At 70.5% G+C, this 19796-nt stretch carries 17 protein-coding genes; 9 read left to right on the forward strand and 8 right to left on the reverse strand.

Features of this window, described 5'->3' with window-relative positions; translation table 11 throughout:
* Nucleotides 1–8: 8 nt before the first annotated feature.
* Nucleotides 9–1091 carry a mannose-1-phosphate guanylyltransferase gene (manB, locus tag SSP24_RS21865; RefSeq protein ID WP_141311376.1) on the reverse strand — a complete coding sequence of 361 codons (1083 nt, stop codon included), beginning with the start codon at nucleotides 1089–1091 and terminating at the stop codon, nucleotides 9–11.
* A gap of 123 nt (nucleotides 1092–1214) precedes the next feature.
* On the reverse strand, nucleotides 1215–2594 hold the full coding sequence (locus tag SSP24_RS21870; RefSeq protein WP_229865769.1) for a peptidoglycan recognition protein family protein: 1380 nt from the start codon (nucleotides 2592–2594) through the stop codon (nucleotides 1215–1217).
* Between the two features lie 129 nt (nucleotides 2595–2723).
* Between SSP24_RS21870 and SSP24_RS21875 the strand changes: the two genes are divergently transcribed.
* The 4 genes from SSP24_RS21875 to SSP24_RS21890 all read left to right on the forward strand — a co-directional run bounded on the left by SSP24_RS21875 (nucleotide 2724) and on the right by SSP24_RS21890 (nucleotide 8646).
* On the forward strand, nucleotides 2724–3479 hold the full coding sequence (locus SSP24_RS21875; protein WP_141311378.1) for a TIGR03089 family protein: 756 nt from the start codon (nucleotides 2724–2726) through the stop codon (nucleotides 3477–3479).
* Between the two features lie 154 nt (nucleotides 3480–3633).
* A complete protein-coding gene (locus tag SSP24_RS21880; protein ID WP_141311379.1) occupies nucleotides 3634–4899 on the forward strand; it encodes an LCP family protein in 1266 nt (421 codons plus the stop codon).
* A gap of 246 nt (nucleotides 4900–5145) precedes the next feature.
* Entirely contained in the window at nucleotides 5146–6885 is a 1740-nt protein-coding gene (locus tag SSP24_RS21885) for an LCP family protein (RefSeq protein ID WP_141311380.1), read from the forward strand.
* A gap of 99 nt (nucleotides 6886–6984) precedes the next feature.
* Nucleotides 6985–8646: an LCP family protein gene (locus SSP24_RS21890; RefSeq protein WP_141311381.1), complete on the forward strand. Its 1662-nt coding sequence runs from the start codon at nucleotides 6985–6987 to the stop codon at nucleotides 8644–8646.
* Nucleotides 8647–8689: 43 nt separating this feature from the next.
* Here the strand turns inward: SSP24_RS21890 and SSP24_RS21895 are convergent, their stop codons facing one another.
* A complete protein-coding gene (locus SSP24_RS21895; RefSeq protein ID WP_141311382.1) occupies nucleotides 8690–9724 on the reverse strand; it encodes a glycosyltransferase family 2 protein in 1035 nt (344 codons plus the stop codon).
* A gap of 137 nt (nucleotides 9725–9861) precedes the next feature.
* On the opposite strand from SSP24_RS21895, the gene SSP24_RS21900 reads away from it, so the two are divergent.
* Entirely contained in the window at nucleotides 9862–11325 is a 1464-nt protein-coding gene (locus tag SSP24_RS21900) for an LCP family protein (RefSeq protein ID WP_141311383.1), read from the forward strand.
* Between the two features lie 60 nt (nucleotides 11326–11385).
* Here the strand turns inward: SSP24_RS21900 and SSP24_RS21905 are convergent, their stop codons facing one another.
* Complete coding sequence (locus tag SSP24_RS21905) at nucleotides 11386–11961, reverse strand: acyl-CoA thioesterase (RefSeq protein WP_141311384.1); 576 nt, start codon at nucleotides 11959–11961, stop codon at nucleotides 11386–11388.
* A 119-nt stretch (nucleotides 11962–12080) separates the two neighbouring features.
* Between SSP24_RS21905 and SSP24_RS21910 the strand changes: the two genes are divergently transcribed.
* Both SSP24_RS21910 and SSP24_RS21915 read left to right on the forward strand, forming a co-directional pair.
* Nucleotides 12081–13370 carry an LCP family protein gene (locus tag SSP24_RS21910; RefSeq protein ID WP_141311385.1) on the forward strand — a complete coding sequence of 430 codons (1290 nt, stop codon included), beginning with the start codon at nucleotides 12081–12083 and terminating at the stop codon, nucleotides 13368–13370.
* Entirely contained in the window at nucleotides 13363–13986 is a 624-nt protein-coding gene (locus SSP24_RS21915) for an HAD family hydrolase (protein WP_141311386.1), read from the forward strand. The genes SSP24_RS21910 and SSP24_RS21915 overlap by 8 nt, the downstream gene beginning before the upstream one ends.
* A gap of 26 nt (nucleotides 13987–14012) precedes the next feature.
* On the opposite strand, the gene SSP24_RS21920 is transcribed toward SSP24_RS21915, so the two are convergent.
* Both SSP24_RS21920 and SSP24_RS21925 read right to left on the reverse strand, forming a co-directional pair.
* The gene (locus tag SSP24_RS21920; protein WP_141311387.1) at nucleotides 14013–14363 is read right to left on the reverse strand and encodes a four-helix bundle copper-binding protein; all 351 of its coding nucleotides are present in this window, start codon (nucleotides 14361–14363) and stop codon (nucleotides 14013–14015) included.
* Nucleotides 14364–14578: 215 nt separating this feature from the next.
* Nucleotides 14579–15736 carry an acyl-CoA dehydrogenase gene (locus SSP24_RS21925; RefSeq protein ID WP_141311388.1) on the reverse strand — a complete coding sequence of 386 codons (1158 nt, stop codon included), beginning with the start codon at nucleotides 15734–15736 and terminating at the stop codon, nucleotides 14579–14581.
* Between the two features lie 184 nt (nucleotides 15737–15920).
* Between SSP24_RS21925 and SSP24_RS21930 the strand changes: the two genes are divergently transcribed.
* Both SSP24_RS21930 and SSP24_RS21940 read left to right on the forward strand, forming a co-directional pair.
* A complete protein-coding gene (locus SSP24_RS21930; RefSeq protein ID WP_141311389.1) occupies nucleotides 15921–17264 on the forward strand; it encodes a UDP-glucose dehydrogenase family protein in 1344 nt (447 codons plus the stop codon).
* Nucleotides 17265–17563: 299 nt separating this feature from the next.
* Nucleotides 17564–17956 carry a VOC family protein gene (locus SSP24_RS21940; RefSeq protein ID WP_141311390.1) on the forward strand — a complete coding sequence of 131 codons (393 nt, stop codon included), beginning with the start codon at nucleotides 17564–17566 and terminating at the stop codon, nucleotides 17954–17956.
* A gap of 32 nt (nucleotides 17957–17988) precedes the next feature.
* Here the strand turns inward: SSP24_RS21940 and SSP24_RS21945 are convergent, their stop codons facing one another.
* Together SSP24_RS21945 and SSP24_RS21950 are read right to left on the reverse strand one after the other, a co-directional pair.
* The gene (locus SSP24_RS21945) at nucleotides 17989–19110 is read right to left on the reverse strand and encodes a dipeptidase (RefSeq protein WP_141311391.1); all 1122 of its coding nucleotides are present in this window, start codon (nucleotides 19108–19110) and stop codon (nucleotides 17989–17991) included.
* A 277-nt stretch (nucleotides 19111–19387) separates the two neighbouring features.
* Nucleotides 19388–19747 (reverse strand): MerR family transcriptional regulator, encoded by a 360-nt coding sequence (locus SSP24_RS21950; protein WP_141311392.1) that lies wholly within the window; start codon nucleotides 19745–19747, stop codon nucleotides 19388–19390.
* Between the last annotated feature and the right edge of the window lie 49 nt (nucleotides 19748–19796).

A 19796-nucleotide genomic window follows, 5' to 3' on the forward strand; every position in this document is an offset into this window, starting at 1 on the left:
CCCGGCCCCTACTGATCCGACGAGAACCGCACCGCACCCCCCGGAATCCGCGCATCGCACCACACCCGCGCGCCCTCCCGGAGTTCGTTGTCCGGCCCGACCACCGCCCCGTCGCCGATGACCGTGCCGGTCAGTATGGAGCGCTGCCCGACGCGCGCCCGGGTGCCGATGAGGGAGTCGGTGATCACGGCGCCGGGCTCGATCACCGCCCCCGGCAGGATCGTGCTGCCGAACACCCGCGCGCCCTCCGCCACGAACGCCCCCTCGCCCACCACCGTGCCGCCGGCCAGTTTCGCGTCCGGCGCCACCCTCGCCGTGGGCAGGACCAGCCGGTCACCACAACGCCCCGGCACCGCCGGAGACGGCGCCCGCCCCAGCACCAGATCCGCCGAGCCCCGCACGAACGCCGCCGGCGTGCCCAGGTCCAGCCAGTACGTGGAGTCGACCATCCCCTGCAGATGCGCCCCCGCCGACAGCAGATCCGGGAAGGTCTCGCGTTCCACCGACACCGGCCTGCCCCCGGGAATCGTGTCGATGACCGACCGCCGGAAGACGTACGCCCCCGCGTTGATCTGATCGGTGACGATCTCCTCCGGCGTCTGCGGCTTCTCAAGGAACGCCGTCACCCGCCCCGTCTCGTCCGTCGGCACCAGCCCGTACGCCCGAGGGTCCGTCACCTGCGTCAGATGCAGGGAGACATCCGCCCCCGTCGTCTCGTGCGTCCGCACCAACGCCCTGATGTCCAGCCCCGTCAGAATGTCCCCGTTGAAGACGAGTACCGGATCGTCAGGCCCGGAGTGCAGCCGCGACGCCACGTTCCGGATCGCCCCGCCCGTGCCGAGCGGCTCATCCTCCGTGACGTACTCGATGTGCAGCCCCAGCGACGAGCCGTCCCCGAAGTACGGCTCGAAGACCTCCGCCAGATAGGACGTGGCGAGCACGATGTGCTCCACGCCCGCCGCCCTCGCCCGCGCCAGCTGATGCGTGAGGAACGGCACCCCCGCCGCCCTGACCATGGGCTTGGGCGTGTGCACCGTGAGCGGGCGCAACCGAGTGCCCTTGCCGCCGACCAGGAGGATCGCTTCTGTCACCTGTCGTCTCTGCTTCCTGCCAGGACCGGCCGAACTGTCTTTCGGCCGGCCAGTGTATGCAGACCGTTGTCCGGTGCCTTCGACGGCAGTACGCCCTCACCGAAAGCCCCCCTCTTCGAACCCTCAGGGCCGCCCCTGGAGGCGTGACGCATCCGACCGGACGGATCCGAGCTTGCCGTACAGGAGCTGTCCTGGGCAGTCCGTCAGGAAACCGTCCTTGTGGCCGGAGATCACATTCAGTCGTACGTTCGTACCCTTTTTGTAGAGGTTGCCACCCCCGGACTTCAGAGATGTCTTGCCCCCCGGATCGCCCCCGAAGAGGCCCAGCTTCCAGGCCGTCAACTGCCCGATGGCCTTTACCGACTTCGTGGGCGGTGAGGTGGAGTTGAACGTGCCGAGAACGGCGACCCCCATGCTGTCGTGGTTGAAACCGAGGGTGTGCGCCCCCATGACCGGCTCCGCCACGCCCCCGGCGCGCCCCTCGTAGATCTTTCCGCACTTGTCGACGAGGAAGTTGTAGCCGATGTCCCGCCAGCCCATGCTCACCACGTGGTAGCGGTAAATACTGCGGATGACGGACGGCGCCTGTGCGCAGGTGTAGTTGTTCCCGGTGGCGGTGTGGTGCACGAAGGCCGCCTTGACGTGCTTCGTGTAGAGGAACTCCTTCTCGCGCAGTTTCTCGTCGGCGCCCCAGCCGTGCCGGGTGGTGATGCCCGGGCGGGGGCCGATGTACGGCTTGGCCAGCTGCTCCGCCGTCATCTCGGGGGCACGCAGCACGAACAGCTCGTCCTCGGTGTCCGCCCGGCCCAGCTCCGGGATCTCGGTGGCGCCGAGCGGCGCGAGCAGGGCGTTGGCCTGCGAGGCGGCGGTCGTCTCGGCGTTGAGGGGACCGGTGAGCGGAGGATCGTCGTCGGTGCCGCGGGCGGTGCTCGCGCCGGTGTCCGCGCGGCCGGGGTCCACGAGTTCGAGGCGGAGGCCGGACGGGAGCGGGGCAGGCGTACGCGAGGAGGCCTCGGGCAGGACCCGTACCTCCACGCCGTCGGAGTCCCCCACCCACAAAGGCGCCGTGGCGCCACGGCGGCGACCGGAGGAGTCTTCGGGGGTGCCCGGGTCGGGGCCGTGGTCGGCGTTGTGGGTCTCGACGTCCTGCCAGCCGGACCAGGCGCCGGTACCGGCCGCGCGGGTACGGACCTGGACGCGGCCGTGGAGTTCGGTGTCCGGGTCGTCCCAGACGACGCCGACGAGCGAGAACCGCCGTACGTCCTGGCGGGGCAGGCCCTGCGCGCCGGGCGCGCCCGCGGCACGCTCATCGGCTAGAGGGACCAGCGGAAGCGACTGGGTGCTGCCGGAGATACCCGGCTGGGCGGACGGGTCGGCGGCCTTCGTCCCGGCCCCCGCGCTCGCTGCCGGTAACGCGGTCGCCGTGGTCGCGGGCAGGGTCAGCGGTAGGGCGAGGGCTGCGGCGCAGGTCACGCCGATGGAGGAAGCAAGGAATCCACGCATGCTCCTGATACTGGGCATAGCCACATAAATCTGTCCATCGGGGAATTGACGGGCCGTCGGGGCGGATTCGCCCGAACCGGTGGCCCCGCCACTCGATGCGCGCCCGGCCGCGCGCGTACGCTTGCGCAGGTGAACGCCACCGATCGCACCCCTGCCGACCTGCTGCGTTCCGCGCTCGCCGCGGACCCCGCGCGCCCCCTGGTCACGTTCTACGACGACGCCACCGGAGAACGGGTCGAATTGTCCGTGGCCACCTTCGCCAATTGGGTGGCCAAGACCGCCAACCTGATCCAGGACGGACTGTCGGCCGAGCCCGGCGACCGGGTCGCGCTGCTGCTGCCCGCGCACTGGCAGACGGCGGTGTGGCTGCTGGCCTGTTCGTCGGTGGGGGTGCTCGCGGACATGGACGGCGATCCGGCGCGGGCGGACTTCGTGGTGGCCGGCCCCGGCCGCTTCGAGGACGGGCTCGCCTGCCGCGGCGAGCGGTACGCGCTGTCGCTGGCACCGCTGGGGCGGCGCTTCCCGTCGCCGCCGGAGGGGTACGCCGACTACGCCGTGGACGTGCCCAGTCACGGCGACCGGTTCGCGCCGTACGCGCCGGTGGACCCGGAGGCGCCCGCGCTGATCGTGGCCGGGGCGGAGTACACCGGGGCGGAGGTCGTGGAGCGGGCGGCGGCCGAAGCGCCGGGGCTGGACCTGACGGGGCCCGGCTCGCGGATCCTGTCCGCACTGCCGTACGACACCTGGGAGGGCCTCAGCGCCGGGCTGTACGCGCCGCTCGCCATCGGGGGCTCCGTGGTGCTGTGCCGGAACCTGGACCGGCTGGACGGGGAGTCCCTGGCCAAGCGGATCGAGGCCGAGCGCGTCACGGCGACGGCCCGTTAGCAGACGGCGCCAGCAGACGCCACCAGCCGACGTCACCAGCAGAGCGCACCAGCAGACGTCACCCGTTCAGCCCACCCCCACCCGCGCCCCCACCCCATCCGCGTCATGGTCGTAGGAGCAGTCTCACAAGACTCCATGAGGGGTGGATTCCGTCGTGAGGGACACCGCAGGCCTGCCATCCGGGGGTCCGGACGACAACACGCCGGCGGTGGTTCTCGGGCCGGGCGGCGGGGTGTCGGCGACCGGTGACGGGCTCATACGACGGCGCCGGCGGCGCTGGATACGGGGCGGCACGGCGGGGGTCGCGGTGTTGGTCGCGGGTGCGCTGGCCGCCGGGTGGATCGTGTACGCCAAGCTCGACGGGAACATCACGCCCGACGAGGCCGCGGCCGCCGAGCTCGCGCGCTACGAGCGGGAGCGGCCCACCGCGCTGGTGCGGGGCGCGCAGAACATCCTGCTCATCGGCTCGGACTCACGGGCCGGTGCGGGCAACCGCAAGTACGGGCGGGACTCGGGGACCGAGCGGTCCGACACCACCATCCTGTTGCATCTGTCGGCCGGGCGCCGCAGCGCCACCGCCGTCTCGATCCCCCGCGACCTCATGGTGGACGTCCCGAGCTGCCGGCGCCCGGACGGCAGCCGCACCGCTCCGGCGTTCGCGATGTTCAACTACGCCTTCGAGAAGGGCGGTTCGGCCTGCACGATCCGGACCGTCGAGCGGATGACGGACATCCGGATCGACCATCATGCGGTCGTCGACTTCAGCGGGTTCAAGAAGCTGGTCGACGCGGTCGGCGGCGTACGGATCTGTGTGGCCGAGCCGATCGTCGACAAGGAGGCCAAGCTGCGGCTGCCCGCGGGCCCCGTAACGCTCGACGGCGAGCAGGCCCTCGGCTACGTCCGCGCCCGCAAGTCCCTCGGCGACGGCAGCGACACCGACCGGATGGAGCGCCAGCAGCAATTCCTCGCGGCGCTGGTGCAGAAGCTGCGCGGCAGCGACGTACTGCTGAATCCCGTGAAGCTGTACCCCGTCCTGGACGCGGCCACGTCGTCGCTCACCACGGACCCGGGGCTGGCAAGTCTGCGTGGTTTGTACGACCTTGTCCGTGGGCTGCGGGACATTCCCACGGAGCGTGTGCAGTTCCTGACGGTGCCGCGGGAGTCGTATGCCCGCGATGCCAATCGCGACCAGTTGATGGAGCCCGAAGCCCGGCGGCTCTTCGAGCGGTTGCGTGCCGACGCACCGGTGCAGGTCTCGGGGAAGACCGTGCTGGATTTCGGTGAAAGCGCCGGCGAGGGCAACGGGGGTGCGGATTCGCAGTCGTTCGGTTACGGGGAGTACGCCGATTCCATCCTGTCCCCCGTTTCCCCCGCGCCCACGTTCAGCGGGAAGACCGCCGCCGAGGACGGCTGCCGGTAAAGCGCGCACCAAGTCGGCGAACTTTCGTTCAAGGAAATGGGCGGATTGCCCAGTTGTAGGGACGTGGAATTTGTCACCGTCGTCGCTCGACGCTGAACTGGCCGGATAGTGTGAGCGCTTCGGTGCACCCGGCCCCCGGCCACGCAGTCCTTTTCCGGGGTCGCGCACTGTGTACGTGGTTTGTACGAGACCGAGCGCCTCGAGGGGGAAGGCGCCGCGTGGCCCCGACGGAGGATTCAGACAACCGTGGACGCGCAAGGCCGTGGGCGGGCGGAGAACATCGACCCCGCAGACCAGTGGGTACTCAATCCGAACACCGGCGAATACGAACTGCGACTGAGCCCTTCCGCACCGCAGTCGACGGTTCCCGGCCCGCGCAGAGCAGGCTCCCGCGGCTCCGGTGGCGGACCCCGCGCCCGTACGTCGGGCCCCGGCCGTGAGAAGCAGGACGCCCCGGGCCGTGAGGTCCCGGCCCAGCGCAGGCGCCGCGGTGCGCCCGCCGAACCCCCGCCGGGTCGACGCAGCCGCCGTCCCGCGAAGAAGTCGAAGGCCAAGAAGGCCGTGCTGTGGACCGGCGGCACCATGGCCTTCGTCCTGCTCGCGGCGGCGGGTGCCGGATACCTCTACATCGAGCACCTCAACGACAACATCACCTCGGCCCCCGACGACGGCGCCAGCACCGGTGGCTTCCAGAAGGACAAGGCCATCAACATCCTGCTGATCGGCACCGACAAGCGCACCGGCGCGGGCAACGAGTCCTACGGCGACGCGGGCAGCCCCGGACACGCGGACACCACGATCCTGCTGCACGTCTCCAAGGACCGCTCCAACGCGACCGCGCTCAGCATCCCGCGCGACCTGATCGTGGACGTCCCGGACTGCCCGACCACGCAGGAGGACGGCAGCCAGAAGGTCATCCCCGGCTCGCAGGGCGTCCGCTTCAACACCAGCCTCGGCCAGGACGGTCGTACGCCGTCCTGCACCATGCGCACGGTCACCGAGCTGACCGGGATCACGCCGGACAACTTCATGGTCGCCGACTTCAACGCGGTGAAGACGCTGACCACGGCGGTGGGCGGCGTCGAGGTGTGCCTGGCCAAGGACATCGACGACCCGGACTCCAAGCTCAACCTCCCGGCCGGCCCGCACACCATCGAGGGCGAGCAGGCGCTGGCCTTCGTCCGCACCCGGCACTCCGTCGGCACCGGCGGCGATCTGAGCCGGATCAACCTCCAGCAGCAGTTCCTCAGCGCGCTGATGCGCAAGCTGAAGTCGAACGACACGCTCACCAACCCGTCGAAGATGCTGAAGCTGGCCGAGGCGGGCACCAAGGCGCTGACCGTCGACTCGCAGCTGGACAGCATCGGCAAGCTCAAGGACCTCGGTCTGGAGCTGGGCAAGCTCAACACCAAGAACCTGACGTTCACCACCGTGCCGGTCATCGACAACCCGGCCGAGACGGTGAAGGCCACGGTCGTGCCCAATCCGACGACGGCACCCCAGGTCTTCCAGATGATCAAGGAGGACGTCTCCTTCACCGAGGTCAAGGAGCAGAAGGCGAAGGAGGCGGCCGCGGTGGCCGCCCGGCTCAAGGGCAGCAAGGCCGACCCGTCCGAGGTGCGGGTGCGGATCTTCAACGGCGGCGCCCCGTCGGGCAGCGCCCAGGAGACCCTCAACTGGCTGCAGAACGACGAGGGTGTGACGAAGTCCGAGAACGCGGGCAACGCGGACGAGGAACTGAGCAAGACCACCTTGGAGTACGCGCCCGAGCAGGCCGACCAGGCCCGCAGCCTGGCCGCCATCATGGGCCTGTCCGGGTCCGCGATGAAGCCCGGCGAGAGCGTGGAGAACTCCCAGGGCCTGCCCACGATGACGCTGACGCTCGGCAAGGACTTCAAGGGCGCCGGTGTGTCGCTCACGGCTCCCACGAAGGTGCCGGAGGGCGTCGAGAAGTCCACGGCGGACAAGGTCGAGTGCGCCAAGTAGCACGTAGTGAATTGGGGGGTAACCCAACGGGTCCCTCAAGCGTCTGACTTGTCGCGGGGTGGACCCGTGTGAGCAGGCGCAGGGGTGGGAGGGCAGGCTGTGGCGCAGAGCGGTGTGCGCGGGGACGCGCCGGCGGTGAAGGACGTGACGTCCGTCGCCACGCGAACCGAGGAGGCCAGGGACACGGCGGGCCGCCACGGGCGGCACGGTGGCGGTGGACGGCGCGGGGGGCGCCGCGGCACCGCACGGCGGCCGCGCAGACGACGTGTGCTGCGCTGGTCTGCGACGGTGCTGTCGGTGGTGATACTTGGGACCGCGGGCACGGGCTATCTCTACTATCGGCACCTCAACGACAATCTGGAGACCGGCCGGCGCAGCGGCGGTGACTCCAAGGCCGAGAAGCCGCAGCCGAACGCGGCCGGGCAGACGCCGCTGAACATCCTGCTGATCGGCTCCGACAGCCGGAACTCGGCCCAGAACCTGGAACTCGGCGGCTCCAAGAGCAGCGTCGGCAGCAAGCCGCTCGCGGACGTGCAGATGCTGGTCCACCTCTCCGCGGACCGCAAGAACGCGTCGGTGGTGAGCATTCCGCGTGACACCCGGGTCGACATACCCGCGTGCACGGACCCGGAGACCGGCGAGACGTACCCGGCGACCAACCGGATCATCAACGAGTCCCTCGCCCGTGGCGGCGCCGGCTGCACGCTGACCACCTGGGAGAACCTCACCGGGGTCTACATCGACCACTGGATGATGATCGACTTCGCGGGTGTGGTGAGCATGGCCGACGCGGTCGGAGGCGTCGAGGTCTGTGTGAAACAGAACGTGTGGGACCGCCCGCTGCCCGGCGTGCCCGGCGGCTCCGGCCTGAAGCTGAAGAAGGGCAAGCAGAAGGTGCAGGGCAAGGAAGCGCTGCAGTGGCTGCGCACCCGGCACGCCTTCTACAGCGACGTGGGCCGGGCCCAGGCCCAGCACATGTACATGAACTCGATGATCCGCACCCTGAAGCAGCAGGACGTCTTCACGGACACCGGGCGGCTGATGAACCTCGCCGAGACGGCCACGAAGGCGCTGAAGGTCTCCGAGGAGATCGGCTCGGTCAAGCAGCTGTACGACCTCGCCATGCAGCTGAAGACGGTGCCGACGAACCGCATCACCATGACGACCATGCCGACGGACACCGACCCGCAGAACGCCAACCATCTGGTGCCGGCCGGGGCGGACGCCGAGAAGATCTGGGCGATGGTCCGGGACGACGTGGCCTTCGACAAGAACGGCAAGCCGTCCTCGAAGAAGCCCGAGAGCACGGACAAGAACAAGGAGGCCTCCGGCGACCCCGCCGCCGCCGACGCCGAGATCGGTGTCCTGGTGCAGAACGCCACCCGGTCCGACGCCGAGGGCCCGGTCGACGGACGGGCGAGCACGGTCGCCGGGGTGCTGGTGGAGAAGGGCTTCGCGCGGGCGGCGGCGGACACGACGAGCGGGCTGTCCATGGAGAAGACGGTCGTCCGCTACCCGAGCGCCGAACTGGAGGGCGACGCCCAGCGGGTCGCCAAGTCCCTCGGGATACCGCTGAGTTCGGTGCAGAAGTCGACCGATGTCACCGGGGTCACGCTCCTCGTGGGCGCCGACTGGCGCACCGGGACGACGTATCCGAAGCAGACGCCGCCGAAGGCCGGGGACGTGCCGGAGTCGGCGGGCGCGATCAACGGGTCGGACAGCAGCCAGTGCATGGACGTGTACGCGCCCTACCGCTGGTAGAACGCGGCAGGGGCGTGCCCGGTGGCACGCCCCTGCCGGAGTCTCACGCGGTGGCGGAGTCCCGCACCGCCGGCCGCCGGGACGCGATGACCCGCCTCGCCAGGGACCTGGGGCTGGTCAGGAAGCCGTACCCCCACGACATGTGCATCGTGGCGAGGGCGACGGGGATCTGCAGCCGGGCCTTCAGCGGCAGCCCCTTGCCCGCCGGTACGGAGCCGAGGGCGATCGCCGCCAGATAGCCGCCGGGGATCACGAACCCCCACGGCGTCAGCGCGGCGCCCACGACCAGACCGGCCGCGATCGCGCACACGGCGGTCGGCGGGGCGAGGTAGCGCAAATTGATGGACCCGGCGTGGTAGCGGGCGACGACGTGCCGCCAACGGCCGTAGTCCTTGTACTGCTTGGCCAGCGCCTTCACGCTGGGCCGCGGGCGGTACGACACCTTCAGCTCGGGCGAGAACCAGATCAGCCCGCCCGCCTCACGGATCCGGAAGTTCAGCTCCCAGTCCTGGGCGCGGATGAACTCCTCGTTGTAGCCGCCCTGTTGTTCGAGGGCCGCGCGGCGGAAGACGCCGAGGTACACGGTCTCGGCGGGTCCCGCCTGTCCCCCGGTGTGGAACGCGGCGTTCCCGACGCCGATCTTCGAGGTCATCGCGGCGGCGACGGCGTGCTCCCAGTCGTTCTCGCCCTCGGCGTGCATGATGCCGCCTACGTTCTGCGCGCCGGTCTCCTCCAGGAGCCGTACGGCGGTCGCGATGTAGTTCGGGGAGAGCATGCCGTGGCCGTCGACGCGGACCACGATCGGGTGCCGGGAGGCCTTGATCGCCGCGTTCAGCGCGGCGGGCGTCCGGCCGGTCGGGTTAGGCACCGTGTGCACCCGGGGGTCCTCGGCGACCAGCTCGGCGGCGATCTCGTCCGTGCGGTCCGTGGACGGGCCGAGGGCGATCACGACCTCCATCTCGCCGGCGTACTCCTGGGCGAGGATCGCGTGGACGGCGCCGCGCAGATGCCGCTCCTCGTTGAGGACGGGCATGATCACGGACACGGCGGGGAACTGCACGTCGGGATTGGCGTTCATAGGGCCCTCACGTTACCGCGAACGGGCGACAGCGAGACGCCCGCCCGGGGCGGTGCACCGGTCCACAGATCGTATGGGCCTACGGTGCTCATGATCCCACGTACGACCGCAGCGCCCGCTCCAGCGGAGGTTTTCCCATGCCCGCCTCGCCGCCTCGGTCCCCTGCCCGGCCGCAGCGCCGCCCGCAACCCCGCCCCGTGATGCGTCCGCCCGTACGGCGGAAGAAGCCGCGTTGGGCCATGCGGGCGATCACCACACTTTCCGTGGTGATCCTCGCCTCCGCCGGGATCGGGCACGCGGTGGTCAGCAGCCTGGACGCGGGCATCTCCCGGGTCGACCCGTTCCGGGACATGAAGAACCGGCCGCGCGGCGGGCACGGCATGAACGTCCTGCTGGTCGGCACCGACGGCCGGGACAAGATCTCCGAGGCCGAGCGGCGCAAGTACCGCCTGGGTGGGGCGCCCTGCCACTGCACGGACACGATCATGATCGTGCACATCTCGGAGGACCGGGAGCGGGCCAGCGTGGTGAGCCTGCCGCGCGACTCCTACGCCGAGCTGCCCGCACACGTCGACCACACCACCGGCAAGCGGCACGCGGCGCATCCGGTCAAGCTGAACGCGGCGTACTCGGAGGGCGGACCGCAGCTCACCGTGCGAACGGTCGAGCACATGACACGGGTAAAAATCGACCACTATCTGGAGATCGACTTCACCAGCTTCATGCGCACCGTGGACGTCCTCGGCGGCGTGAAGATCTGCACGGCCCGCCCGCTGAAGGACTCCCACACCGGCCTGCACCTCCCCGCCGGCACACACAAGCTCACAGGCGGCCAGGCACTCCAATACGTCCGCGCCCGGTACGTCGACGGGGCGTCCGACCTCGGCCGGATGCAGCGCCAGCAGCACTTCCTGGCCGCGCTGATCGAGCAGTCGACGTCGTCCGGGGTGCTGCTGAACCCGATGAAGTTCCGGGACGTGACGCGGGCGGTGCTGGGCTCCGTCCGCGCGGACAAGGGCTTCGGCACGGAGGAACTGCTGGACCTGGCCCGAGCGATGCGCAACTTCTCCCCGTCCTCCTCGGAGTTCGCGACGGTCCCCATCGGCCGGATGGGATACGCCGTGAAGGGCATCGGCTCGACGCTGAAGTGGGACCCCGTCAGGTCCGGCCGCCTCTTCCAGGCCCTCCGCGACGACAAGCCGCTGGCCGCGGGCCGCCCCAGGGACACGTCGGTGCGCGTCGAGGTGGCACCCCAGCAGATCCGCGTCCAGGTGCAGAACGGCACGAAGACCCCCGGCCTCGGCCGCCGCGCGGACGCCGCCCTGGCGGCCACGGGCTTCCGCACCACCCGCCGGCCGACGAACGCCACGACCCAGTCCGTACGCCGGACGGTCGTCGCCTACGACCCCCGCTGGGACCGCTCCGCGAGGTCCCTCGCGGCAGCCCTGCCCGGCAGCGAGCTGCGACCGGTCAAGGGGCAGGGGCCGACGCTGAAGGTGATCGTCGGGACGGACTACCGGCAGGTACGGAAGGTGAAGGCGACGGATGTGCGGGAGGGGGAGTTCGGGGTGGTGCGGGGGGATGAGGTGAAGTGCTCGTAGCGCCGCGTCGGTCGACGAAACCCCACGCGCTCGTCAGCTCCGGTCAGCCCTCGGCTCCTGTCAGTCCTCGAACCCCTCCGCCGCCCGCTTCTCCCGCAGTTCCATGATCGCCCGGCGGCGGGCCAGCCGGTGGGTGCGGCGGATCTGGGCCTCCTGGTAGCGGCGCTTGTCGCGCTCCGTCTCCGGTATGACCGGCGGGACTTGGCGGGGCTTGCCGTCGGCGTCGACCGCGGCGAAGACGAGGTAGGCGGAGCCGACCTGGGTGGGCGGGGTGGACTCGTTCCAGCGTTCGGCAAGAACCCGGACGCCGACCTCCATCGAGGTCCGGCCGGTCCAGTTGACCTGGGCCTTGACGTGGACCAGGTCACCGACGCGGACCGGCTCCAGGAACGCCATCTCGTCCATGGACGCGGTGACGGCGGGGCCGCCGCTGTGCCGGCCGGCCACCGCGCCCGCCGCGTCGTCGACCAGCTTCATGATCACACCGCCGTGCACGGTGCCCAGCAGGTTCGTGTCGCTGTGGGTCATGATGTGGCTGAGAGTGGTCCGGGACGCGGAGGTGGGCTTACCCGGGATGTCCGGGGTGTCCGGAGTGTCCGGGGTCTCCGGCTCCGGGGCGCTGGCCTGGTCTGTCATGGCCTCCACCTTATGCCGAGGTGGAGGCTGTGGAATTTGTGTCAGCTTGGCAACAGCCGCGCTGTGATTTTCCGCCGAACCTTGTAAGGCACACATCCCCGCCCTGCACACTGGGGCGCATGAATGACTGGCCCCAGGGATGGTCCGACGACAACCGCGGCACCAGGTACGGACGCGGCAGCGCAGGCGCGCAGCCCGAAGGCGCCCGCGTGATGCGCCAGGTGCGGCGCGGCCCGGCGGCACCGCCCGGCGGCGGCCAGGGGGCACCGCCGTACGGAGTCCCGCAGCAGCCGTCGTACGTCGACGGACAGGGATACGACGGTTACGACAGCGGTTACAACACCGGCCAGGTCTACGGCACTCCGGGCGGCCGGGGTCCCGGCGGGCCCGGCTACGGCGACGGCTATGGCGGGCGTGCGCCGCGGCCCGCGCCGAACTGGCGGCGCCGTATCAAGGTGACGTCGATCACGGTGGTGACCGTGCTGGTCGTCACCCTCGTCGGCACCTACTTCTGGGCCGACTCCAAGCTCAACCGCGAGGTCGACCTGTCGAAGGTGATCGACCGGCCGGAGGCGGGCGAGGGCACGAACTACCTCATCGTCGGCTCCGACAGCCGTGAGGGCATGACCGACGAGCAGAAGAAGGAACTGCACACCGGGTCCGCCGAGGGCAAGCGCACGGACTCGATGATGATCCTGCACACCGGGAGCAACGGCTCGACGCTGGTCTCGCTGCCGCGCGACTCGGACGTGGAGATACCGACGTTCGTCGGCTCGGAGTCCGGCAAGACGTACCAGGGCACGGGTCGGCATGTGAAGCTGAACGCCGCGTACGCCGAGGACGGGCCCGAACTGCTGGTCCGTACCGTCGAGTTCAACACCGGACTGCGCATCGACCACTACGTCGAGATCGGTTTCGCCGGTTTCGCGAACATCGTGGACGCGGTCGGCGGTGTCGAGATGGACATCCCGCAGGACATCAAGGACTCAAAGTCGGGCGCGGACCTGAAGAAGGGCAAGCAGGTCCTCAACGGCGAGCAGGCCCTCGCCTTCGTGCGCACCCGGTACGCGTTGGCCGGTTCCGACCTGGACCGTACGAAGAACCAGCAGAAGTTCCTCTCCGCGCTCGCCGGCCAGGTGGCCACGCCGGGCACGATCCTCAACCCGTTCAAGCTGTACCCGACCATGGGTGCCGGCCTGGACTCCCTCATCGTCGACAAGGACATGGGCCTGTTCGACCTGGCCGACATGTTCTGGGCGATGAAGGGCGTCAGCGGCGGCGACGGCACGTCCATGAACATGCCCCTGGCGGGCAGCTCCGGCGGCAACCTCCTGTGGGACAAGGACAAGGTGAAGACGCTCGTCGAGCAGTTGAAGAACGACGAGAAGGTCACGGTCTCGGGTGACTGAGCCCGCGGGGCGGCGGCCCTTCGACGCGGTGCTCTGCGATGTCGACAACGTGATCCGCTTCTACGACGCCTCCGAGGTGACCGCCCTGGAGCGGGCCGCCGGGCTGGCCGAGGGCATCACGATGAAGGTGGCGTTCGCGCCCGAGACCGACCTGCCGTTGATGCTGGGCCGGATCGACATGCGGGAGTGGGTCGAGGCGATCGTGGCCGGCTTCGCCGGGCTCGCGCCGCAGCCGGTGGCGTACGAACTGGCCACCGCGCTCGCCGAGGCGCCCTTCCACGCCGACGAGACGGTGGTGTCGCTACTGCGCCGGGCCCGGGCGCTGATGCCGCTGGTCCTGGTCAGCAACGCCTCCGTGACCCTGGAGGCCGACCTCGACTCGCTCGGTCTGTCCGACCTCGCCGACCACGTCGTCAGCAGCGCCCGGGTCGGGCTGGTCAAGCCGGATCCGCGGATCTACCGCATCGCCGCCGACCTGGCGGGCGTACCGCTCGAACGGTGCCTGTTCGTGGACGACACCCTGGAGAACGTTCGAGCGGCGGCCGCGCTCGGTATGGCGACCGTCCACTTCCGTGAACCGGCCGACCTGGAACGGGCCCTGGCGCCGCTGCTCTGAGCGACGCCAGGGCCCGTCGGCGGGGTTCAGGCCACCGCGCGGCACATCTCGGCGCAGCGGCGACAGGCCTCGGCGCAGCGCATCATCTGCGCGTCGTCCGGCATGGACATACACGCCTCGGCGCACATGTCGCACGCCTTGGCGCACATCGCGCACATCTCGGCCGACATCGGCGAGCGGCGCATCATCATGTCCGCGCACATGCGGGTCGTCTCGGAACAGTCCATCAGCGCCCGCATGATCTGCATCTGGGCCTGCCCGCCCATCTGCATGCAGGAGCTCATGGTCTCCTCGCACACGGAGTGGCAGGACATGCAGGCCTGGACGCAGTCCTGCATCGCCTTGCTCATCGCGGTCATGGTTCCGGGCTGGGTCATGGCTCCTCCTGGGGGGTGGGAGGGGGTCCGTGGTCGGACCCCATGCCCTTCCGTCGTACGCCTCTCCGCCCCCACGCGCCATCGGGCGGACATGAACAATTCCCCGCGAATGACGCGCCAGGCAAAGGCAATGAAACGTCCGCAAGACGACAAAAGCCCCCGGAATCGCTCCGGGGGCTGATGTGGCGGTACGCCGAATGGCTACGGACCTGCTACTACGGCAGGTTCCGGGCCATCACGATTCGCTGGACCTGGTTCGTGCCCTCGTAGATCTGGGTGATCTTGGCGTCGCGCATCATCCGCTCCACCGGATAGTCGCGCGTGTAGCCGTAGCCGCCGAGGAGCTGGACCGCGTCCGTCGTCACCTCCATCGCCACGTCCGATGCGAAGCACTTGGCCGCGGCGCCCAGGTAGGTGAGGTCGGCGTCGCCGCGCTCGGAGGCGGCGGCGGCCTGGTAGGTCAGGGCGCGGGCGGCCGAGATCTTCATGGCCATGTCGGCGAGCATGAACTGGATGCCCTGGAAGTCGGCGATCGGCTTGCCGAACTGCTTGCGCTCCTGGACGTAGCCCTTCGCGTAGTCCAACGCCCCCTGGGCGATGCCGAGGGCCTGGGCCGCGATGGTGATGCGGGTGTGGTCCAGGGTCTTCATCGCCGTGGCGAAGCCGGTGCCCTCCTCGCCGATCATGCGGTCGGCGGGGATGCGGACGTTGTCCAGGTAGACCTCGCGGGTCGGGGAGCCCTTGATGCCGAGCTTCTTCTCGGGGGCGCCGAAGGAGACGCCCTCGTCCGACTTCTCGACGACGAAGGCGGAGATGCCCTTCGAGCGCTTCGACGGGTCCGTGACCGCCATGACCGTGTAGTACTCGGAGACGCCCGCGTTGGTGATCCAGCGCTTCACGCCGTTCAGGACGTAGTGGTCGCCGTCGCGGACCGCCTTCGTCTTCATGCCGGCCGCGTCGGAACCGGCGTCCGGCTCGGAGAGGCAGTACGAGAACATGCCGTCGCCCTTGGCGAGCGGGGTCATGTACTTCTTCTTCAGGTCCTCGGAGCCGGAGAGGATCACCGGGAGCGAGCCCAGCTTGTTCACCGCGGGGATGAGGGAGGAGGAGGCACACACGCGCGCCACCTCCTCGATGACGATCACCGTGGCCAGCGCGTCCGCGCCCGCGCCGCCGTACGACTCGGGTACGTGCACCGCGTGCAGGTCGTTGGCGACCAGCGCGTCCAGCGCCTCCTGCGGGAAGCGGGCCTCCTCGTCCACCGCGGCGGCGAACGGCGCGATCTTCGCCTCGGCCAGCGCGCGAACGGTGTCGCGGAGCATCTCGTGCTCCTCGGACGGGCGGTACAGGTCGAAGTCAGCCGATCCGGCCAAGGTCTCTCACGCTCCAAGGAAGACGCTGTGATGCTGCTGGCGCTAATTACCGTTAAGTAACCCAAATTTTAGGGGTCCGCCCACGCCCCGGGGTACGTGAGCTTGACGACAGCGGGAAAGTTGCCCGTCGGGACCGACGGCTATGCTCGGCCCCGCACTACAGACGCTACCCAGTGGAGTCCCCATGGCCCTCAAGATCACCGTGATCGGTACCGGTTATCTCGGCGCGACCCACGCCGCGGCCATGGCCGAACTCGGGTTCGAGGTGCTGGGGCTCGACGTGGTCCCGGAGAAGGTCGAGATGCTCCGGCGGGGCGAGGTCCCGATGTACGAGCCGGGCCTCGAGGAGCTGCTGCGCAAGCATGTCGCCGGGATCGAGGGGTCCAGCGGTCGGCTGCGGTTCACCACGGACTACGCCGAGGTGGCGGCGTTCGGCGATGTGCACTTCGTCTGTGTGAACACCCCGCAGAAGCACGGCGAGTACGCCTGCGACATGTCCTACGTCGACTCCGCGTTCGCCTCCCTCGCGCCGCATCTGACCGGCCCCGCGCTGGTCGTCGGCAAGTCGACCGTGCCCGTCGGCTCCGCCGACCGCCTCGCCGCCTACCTGGCCGAGCACGCGCCCGCCGGCGCGGACGCCGAGCTGGCCTGGAACCCGGAGTTCCTGCGCGAGGGCTTCGCCGTGCAGGACACCCTGCGCCCGGACCGGATCGTGGTCGGCGTGCGCAGCGACCGGGCCGAGAAGCTGCTGCGCGAGGTGTACACGACGCCGGTCGCCGAGGGGTCGCCGTTCGTGGTGACCGACTTCCCGACCGCCGAGCTGGTGAAGACCTCGGCGAACTCCTTCCTCGCCACCAAGATCTCCTTCATCAACGCCATGGCGGAGGTGTGCGAGGCCGCGGGCGGCGACGTGGTGAAGCTGGCGGAGGCGATCGGGTACGACGACCGGATCGGCAAGAAGTTCCTGCGGGCCGGGATCGGCTTCGGCGGCGGCTGTCTGCCGAAGGACATCCGGGCGTTCATGGCGCGCGCCGGTGAGCTGGGCTCCGATCAGGCGCTGACCTTCCTGCGCGAGATCGACTCGATCAACATGCGGCGGCGCGGGCAGATGGTGGAGATGGCGCGGGAGGCGCTCGGCAGCGGGTCCTTCCTGGGCAAGCGGGTGGCCGTGCTCGGCGCCGCGTTCAAGCCCGACTCCGACGACGTCCGTGACTCGCCCGCGCTGAACGTCGCCGGGCAGATCCACCTCCAGGGCGGCCAGGTGACGGTGTACGACCCGAAGGGCATGGCCAACGCCCGGCGGCTCTTCCCGACGCTGGGGTACGCCGACTCCGCGCAGGCGGCGGTGCGGGGCGCCGACGTCGTACTGCACCTGACCGAGTGGCGGGAGTTCCGTGAGCTGGACCCGGCCGCGCTGGGCGAGGTCGTGAAGTCCCGCGTCATCCTGGACGGCCGCAACGCGCTCGAGCCGGAGCTGTGGCGGCGGGCCGGGTGGACGTACCGCGCGATGGGCCGTCCCACCGCATAGCTGTCGGGGCGACGCCGGTTCGGCCGAGGCTCAGTCGGCCGAACCGGCGTCTTCACGCATTCTGCACCACGGGCCCGCCCCTCCGGCGCCGTTCGCCCGGTACCGCCGCGTCTCTCATCCGGACCGACCATCCGGGCCGACCTCAACGGTCGAGGACCTGGACGCGGCCGAGGCGGGCGTGCCGGTGCGGGGCGCCCGGGCGTCGGGCGCCGCGGACCGCTCACGCAGGCGGCGTGTGTACGCGGGTCCGGCGGGGCACCCGTTCTGCCTGTGCGCCTGCTGAGCCGGGAGGTATCGCCATGGCACCCGTGGCACGTTTGCGTTCCGTCGTCCTCGACTGCCCCGACCCGCGGGCGCTCGCCCGCTTCTACGCCGAGATCGTGGGCGGCACCCCGGACGACGCGGACGTCGACTGGGTCGTCCTGCTGGTCCCCGGCGGTCCGCGGCTGTCCTTCCAGCGCGTGGACGGCTACACGCCGCCGGAGTGGCCGCGCGCCGACCGCAACGCGCAGCAGTTCCACATCGACCTCGACGCCGGGTCCACCTGGGAGCAGGTGGACATGGCCGAGAAGCGGGTGCTGGGGCTGGGGGCGCGGGTGCTGGACGCGGAGGACTACGAGACCAAGGACTTCCGGGTGTACGCCGACCCGGCGGGGCATCCGTTCTGCCTCTGCCGGATCGAGCACGACTGACATCAAAGACATCCAGACATCGCCTCTCCCCCTCATCCGTCCAGCTCCGCGATCCGTGCCGTCGACGGCTCGCGGCGTTCCTGGGCCGCCCGGGCGGTGACGTCCGCCGTGCGCAGCACGCGCTGGACGTTTCCCCAGGTCAGCAGCGCCAGGTCGGTCTCCGACCAGCCGCGTCGCAGCAGTTCGGCGACGAGGTGCGGGTAGCAGGAGGCGTCGGTCAGCTCCTGCGGATGGGCGCAGCCGGCGTCGTAGGTGCCGGACAGGCCGACGCAGCCGGGCCCGGCGACGGTGCGGACGTGGTCGAGGTGGTCGGCGACGTCCCGGACCGTCGGCCCGGTCTGCTCCGCCGTCAGCGGCACCAGGCACAGCCCTCTCTCCTTGCCCAGCCCGGCCAGCACGTCGTCGGGGAGGTTGGCGGGGTGGGGGCGCAGGCCGCGGGCGCCGGAGCGGGTGCACAGGACGGGCGCTTTGGAGGCGGCGAGGACGCGTTCGGTGGTCCGTTCGGAGGCGCCGGAGAGGTCGGCGAGCACACCGAGGCGGTTCATCTCGCGCACGACCTCCTCGCCGAACCGGGTCAGCCCGGCCTCGCTGGCCCAGGAGGTGCCGGCGAGGGTGAGGATGCGCAGGCCGAGGGCGTGCAGGACGCGCAGCAGGCTCACGGAGTCGTCGAGCGCGGCGGCGGTGGCCGGGCCTAGCAGCACGGCGGTACGGCCGCAGTTGCGGGCGTCGACGACCTGTCCGGCGGTGCGCGCCAGGCGCAGGCCCTCGGGGTGGTTGACGATCACCGTGCGGACCAGGTCCAGCTGCTCCAGGGTCGCGGCGACGGCCCGGTCGGCGGCCAGCCCCTCGGGCAGGTGCAGCGAGCAGAACAGCGCGCCGACGTGGCCCTGACGCATCCGTGGGACGTCCGTGTCGACGGCGATCTCCCCCAGCTCCAGGTCGTACCAGGGCAGATGGCGCAGTGCCCACGGCAGCCCGCTGTAGCCGTCGGCGACGGGGTGGGCGGCGAGCAGGGCGTGCGCCCGGTCCAGCAGGTCGGCCTCCGGATCGGCCACGAGGGCGTACGGCTCCGCCGGTATCGGGGGATCCAGGGACAGGTCGTCGAGCTCGCCGACCTCACCGGGGGTGTGCAGGTCGTTCTGGAGATCGGCCATGGCGGCTCCGTACGTGAGCGGGCGATCGCTGTACGGTCACCGTCCCACGGGCCACCGAAGGGCTCCTGGTGAGCGGGGCGTTCGGGGTAGGGGAGGGCGTGGTCAGCGCACCCCGGGGCATGCGGGTGGGGCCGGTTCAGCCGACCCCGGGGGCATCCAGGGCGAGGGCCGGTTCAGCCGACCCCGAGGCATCCGGGGCGGGGCCGGTTCAGCCGACCCCGGGGCATCCGGGGCGGGGCCAGTTCAGCCGACCCCCGGCCTACGGGGCGGGGCCACTTCAGCGACCCCGGGCCGCCTCAATGACCTCGTCCAGGGTTTCCCGCGAGCGCTCCAGGTCCGCGATCATCCGGTCGATCCGGTCGCGCTCCTCGGTGAGGTCGGCGACCAGCTTCGGCGTGGCCACGGCCGAGGGGCCGCCATCGGCGTCGCGCATGCAGGGCAGCAGCTCGGCGATCCTGCTGCTGTGCAGCCCGGCCGCGAACAGCTCCTGGATCCGGACGACCCGGTCGACGGCCGCCTCCGCGTAGTCCCGGTGCCCACCGGGCGTCCGCTCGGCCCGCAGCAGGCCTTGGGCCTCGTAGTACCGCAGCGACCGCTCGCTCACGCCGGTACGCCGGGCCAGCTCACCGATCCGCATTCCGCCACCCCTGGGCTTGATTCTGACATCAGTGTCAGGTTTTAGCTTA

The sequence above is a fragment of the Streptomyces spinoverrucosus genome (assembly GCF_006539505.1).
Taxonomy (GTDB): Bacteria; Actinomycetota; Actinomycetes; order Streptomycetales; family Streptomycetaceae; genus Streptomyces; species Streptomyces spinoverrucosus.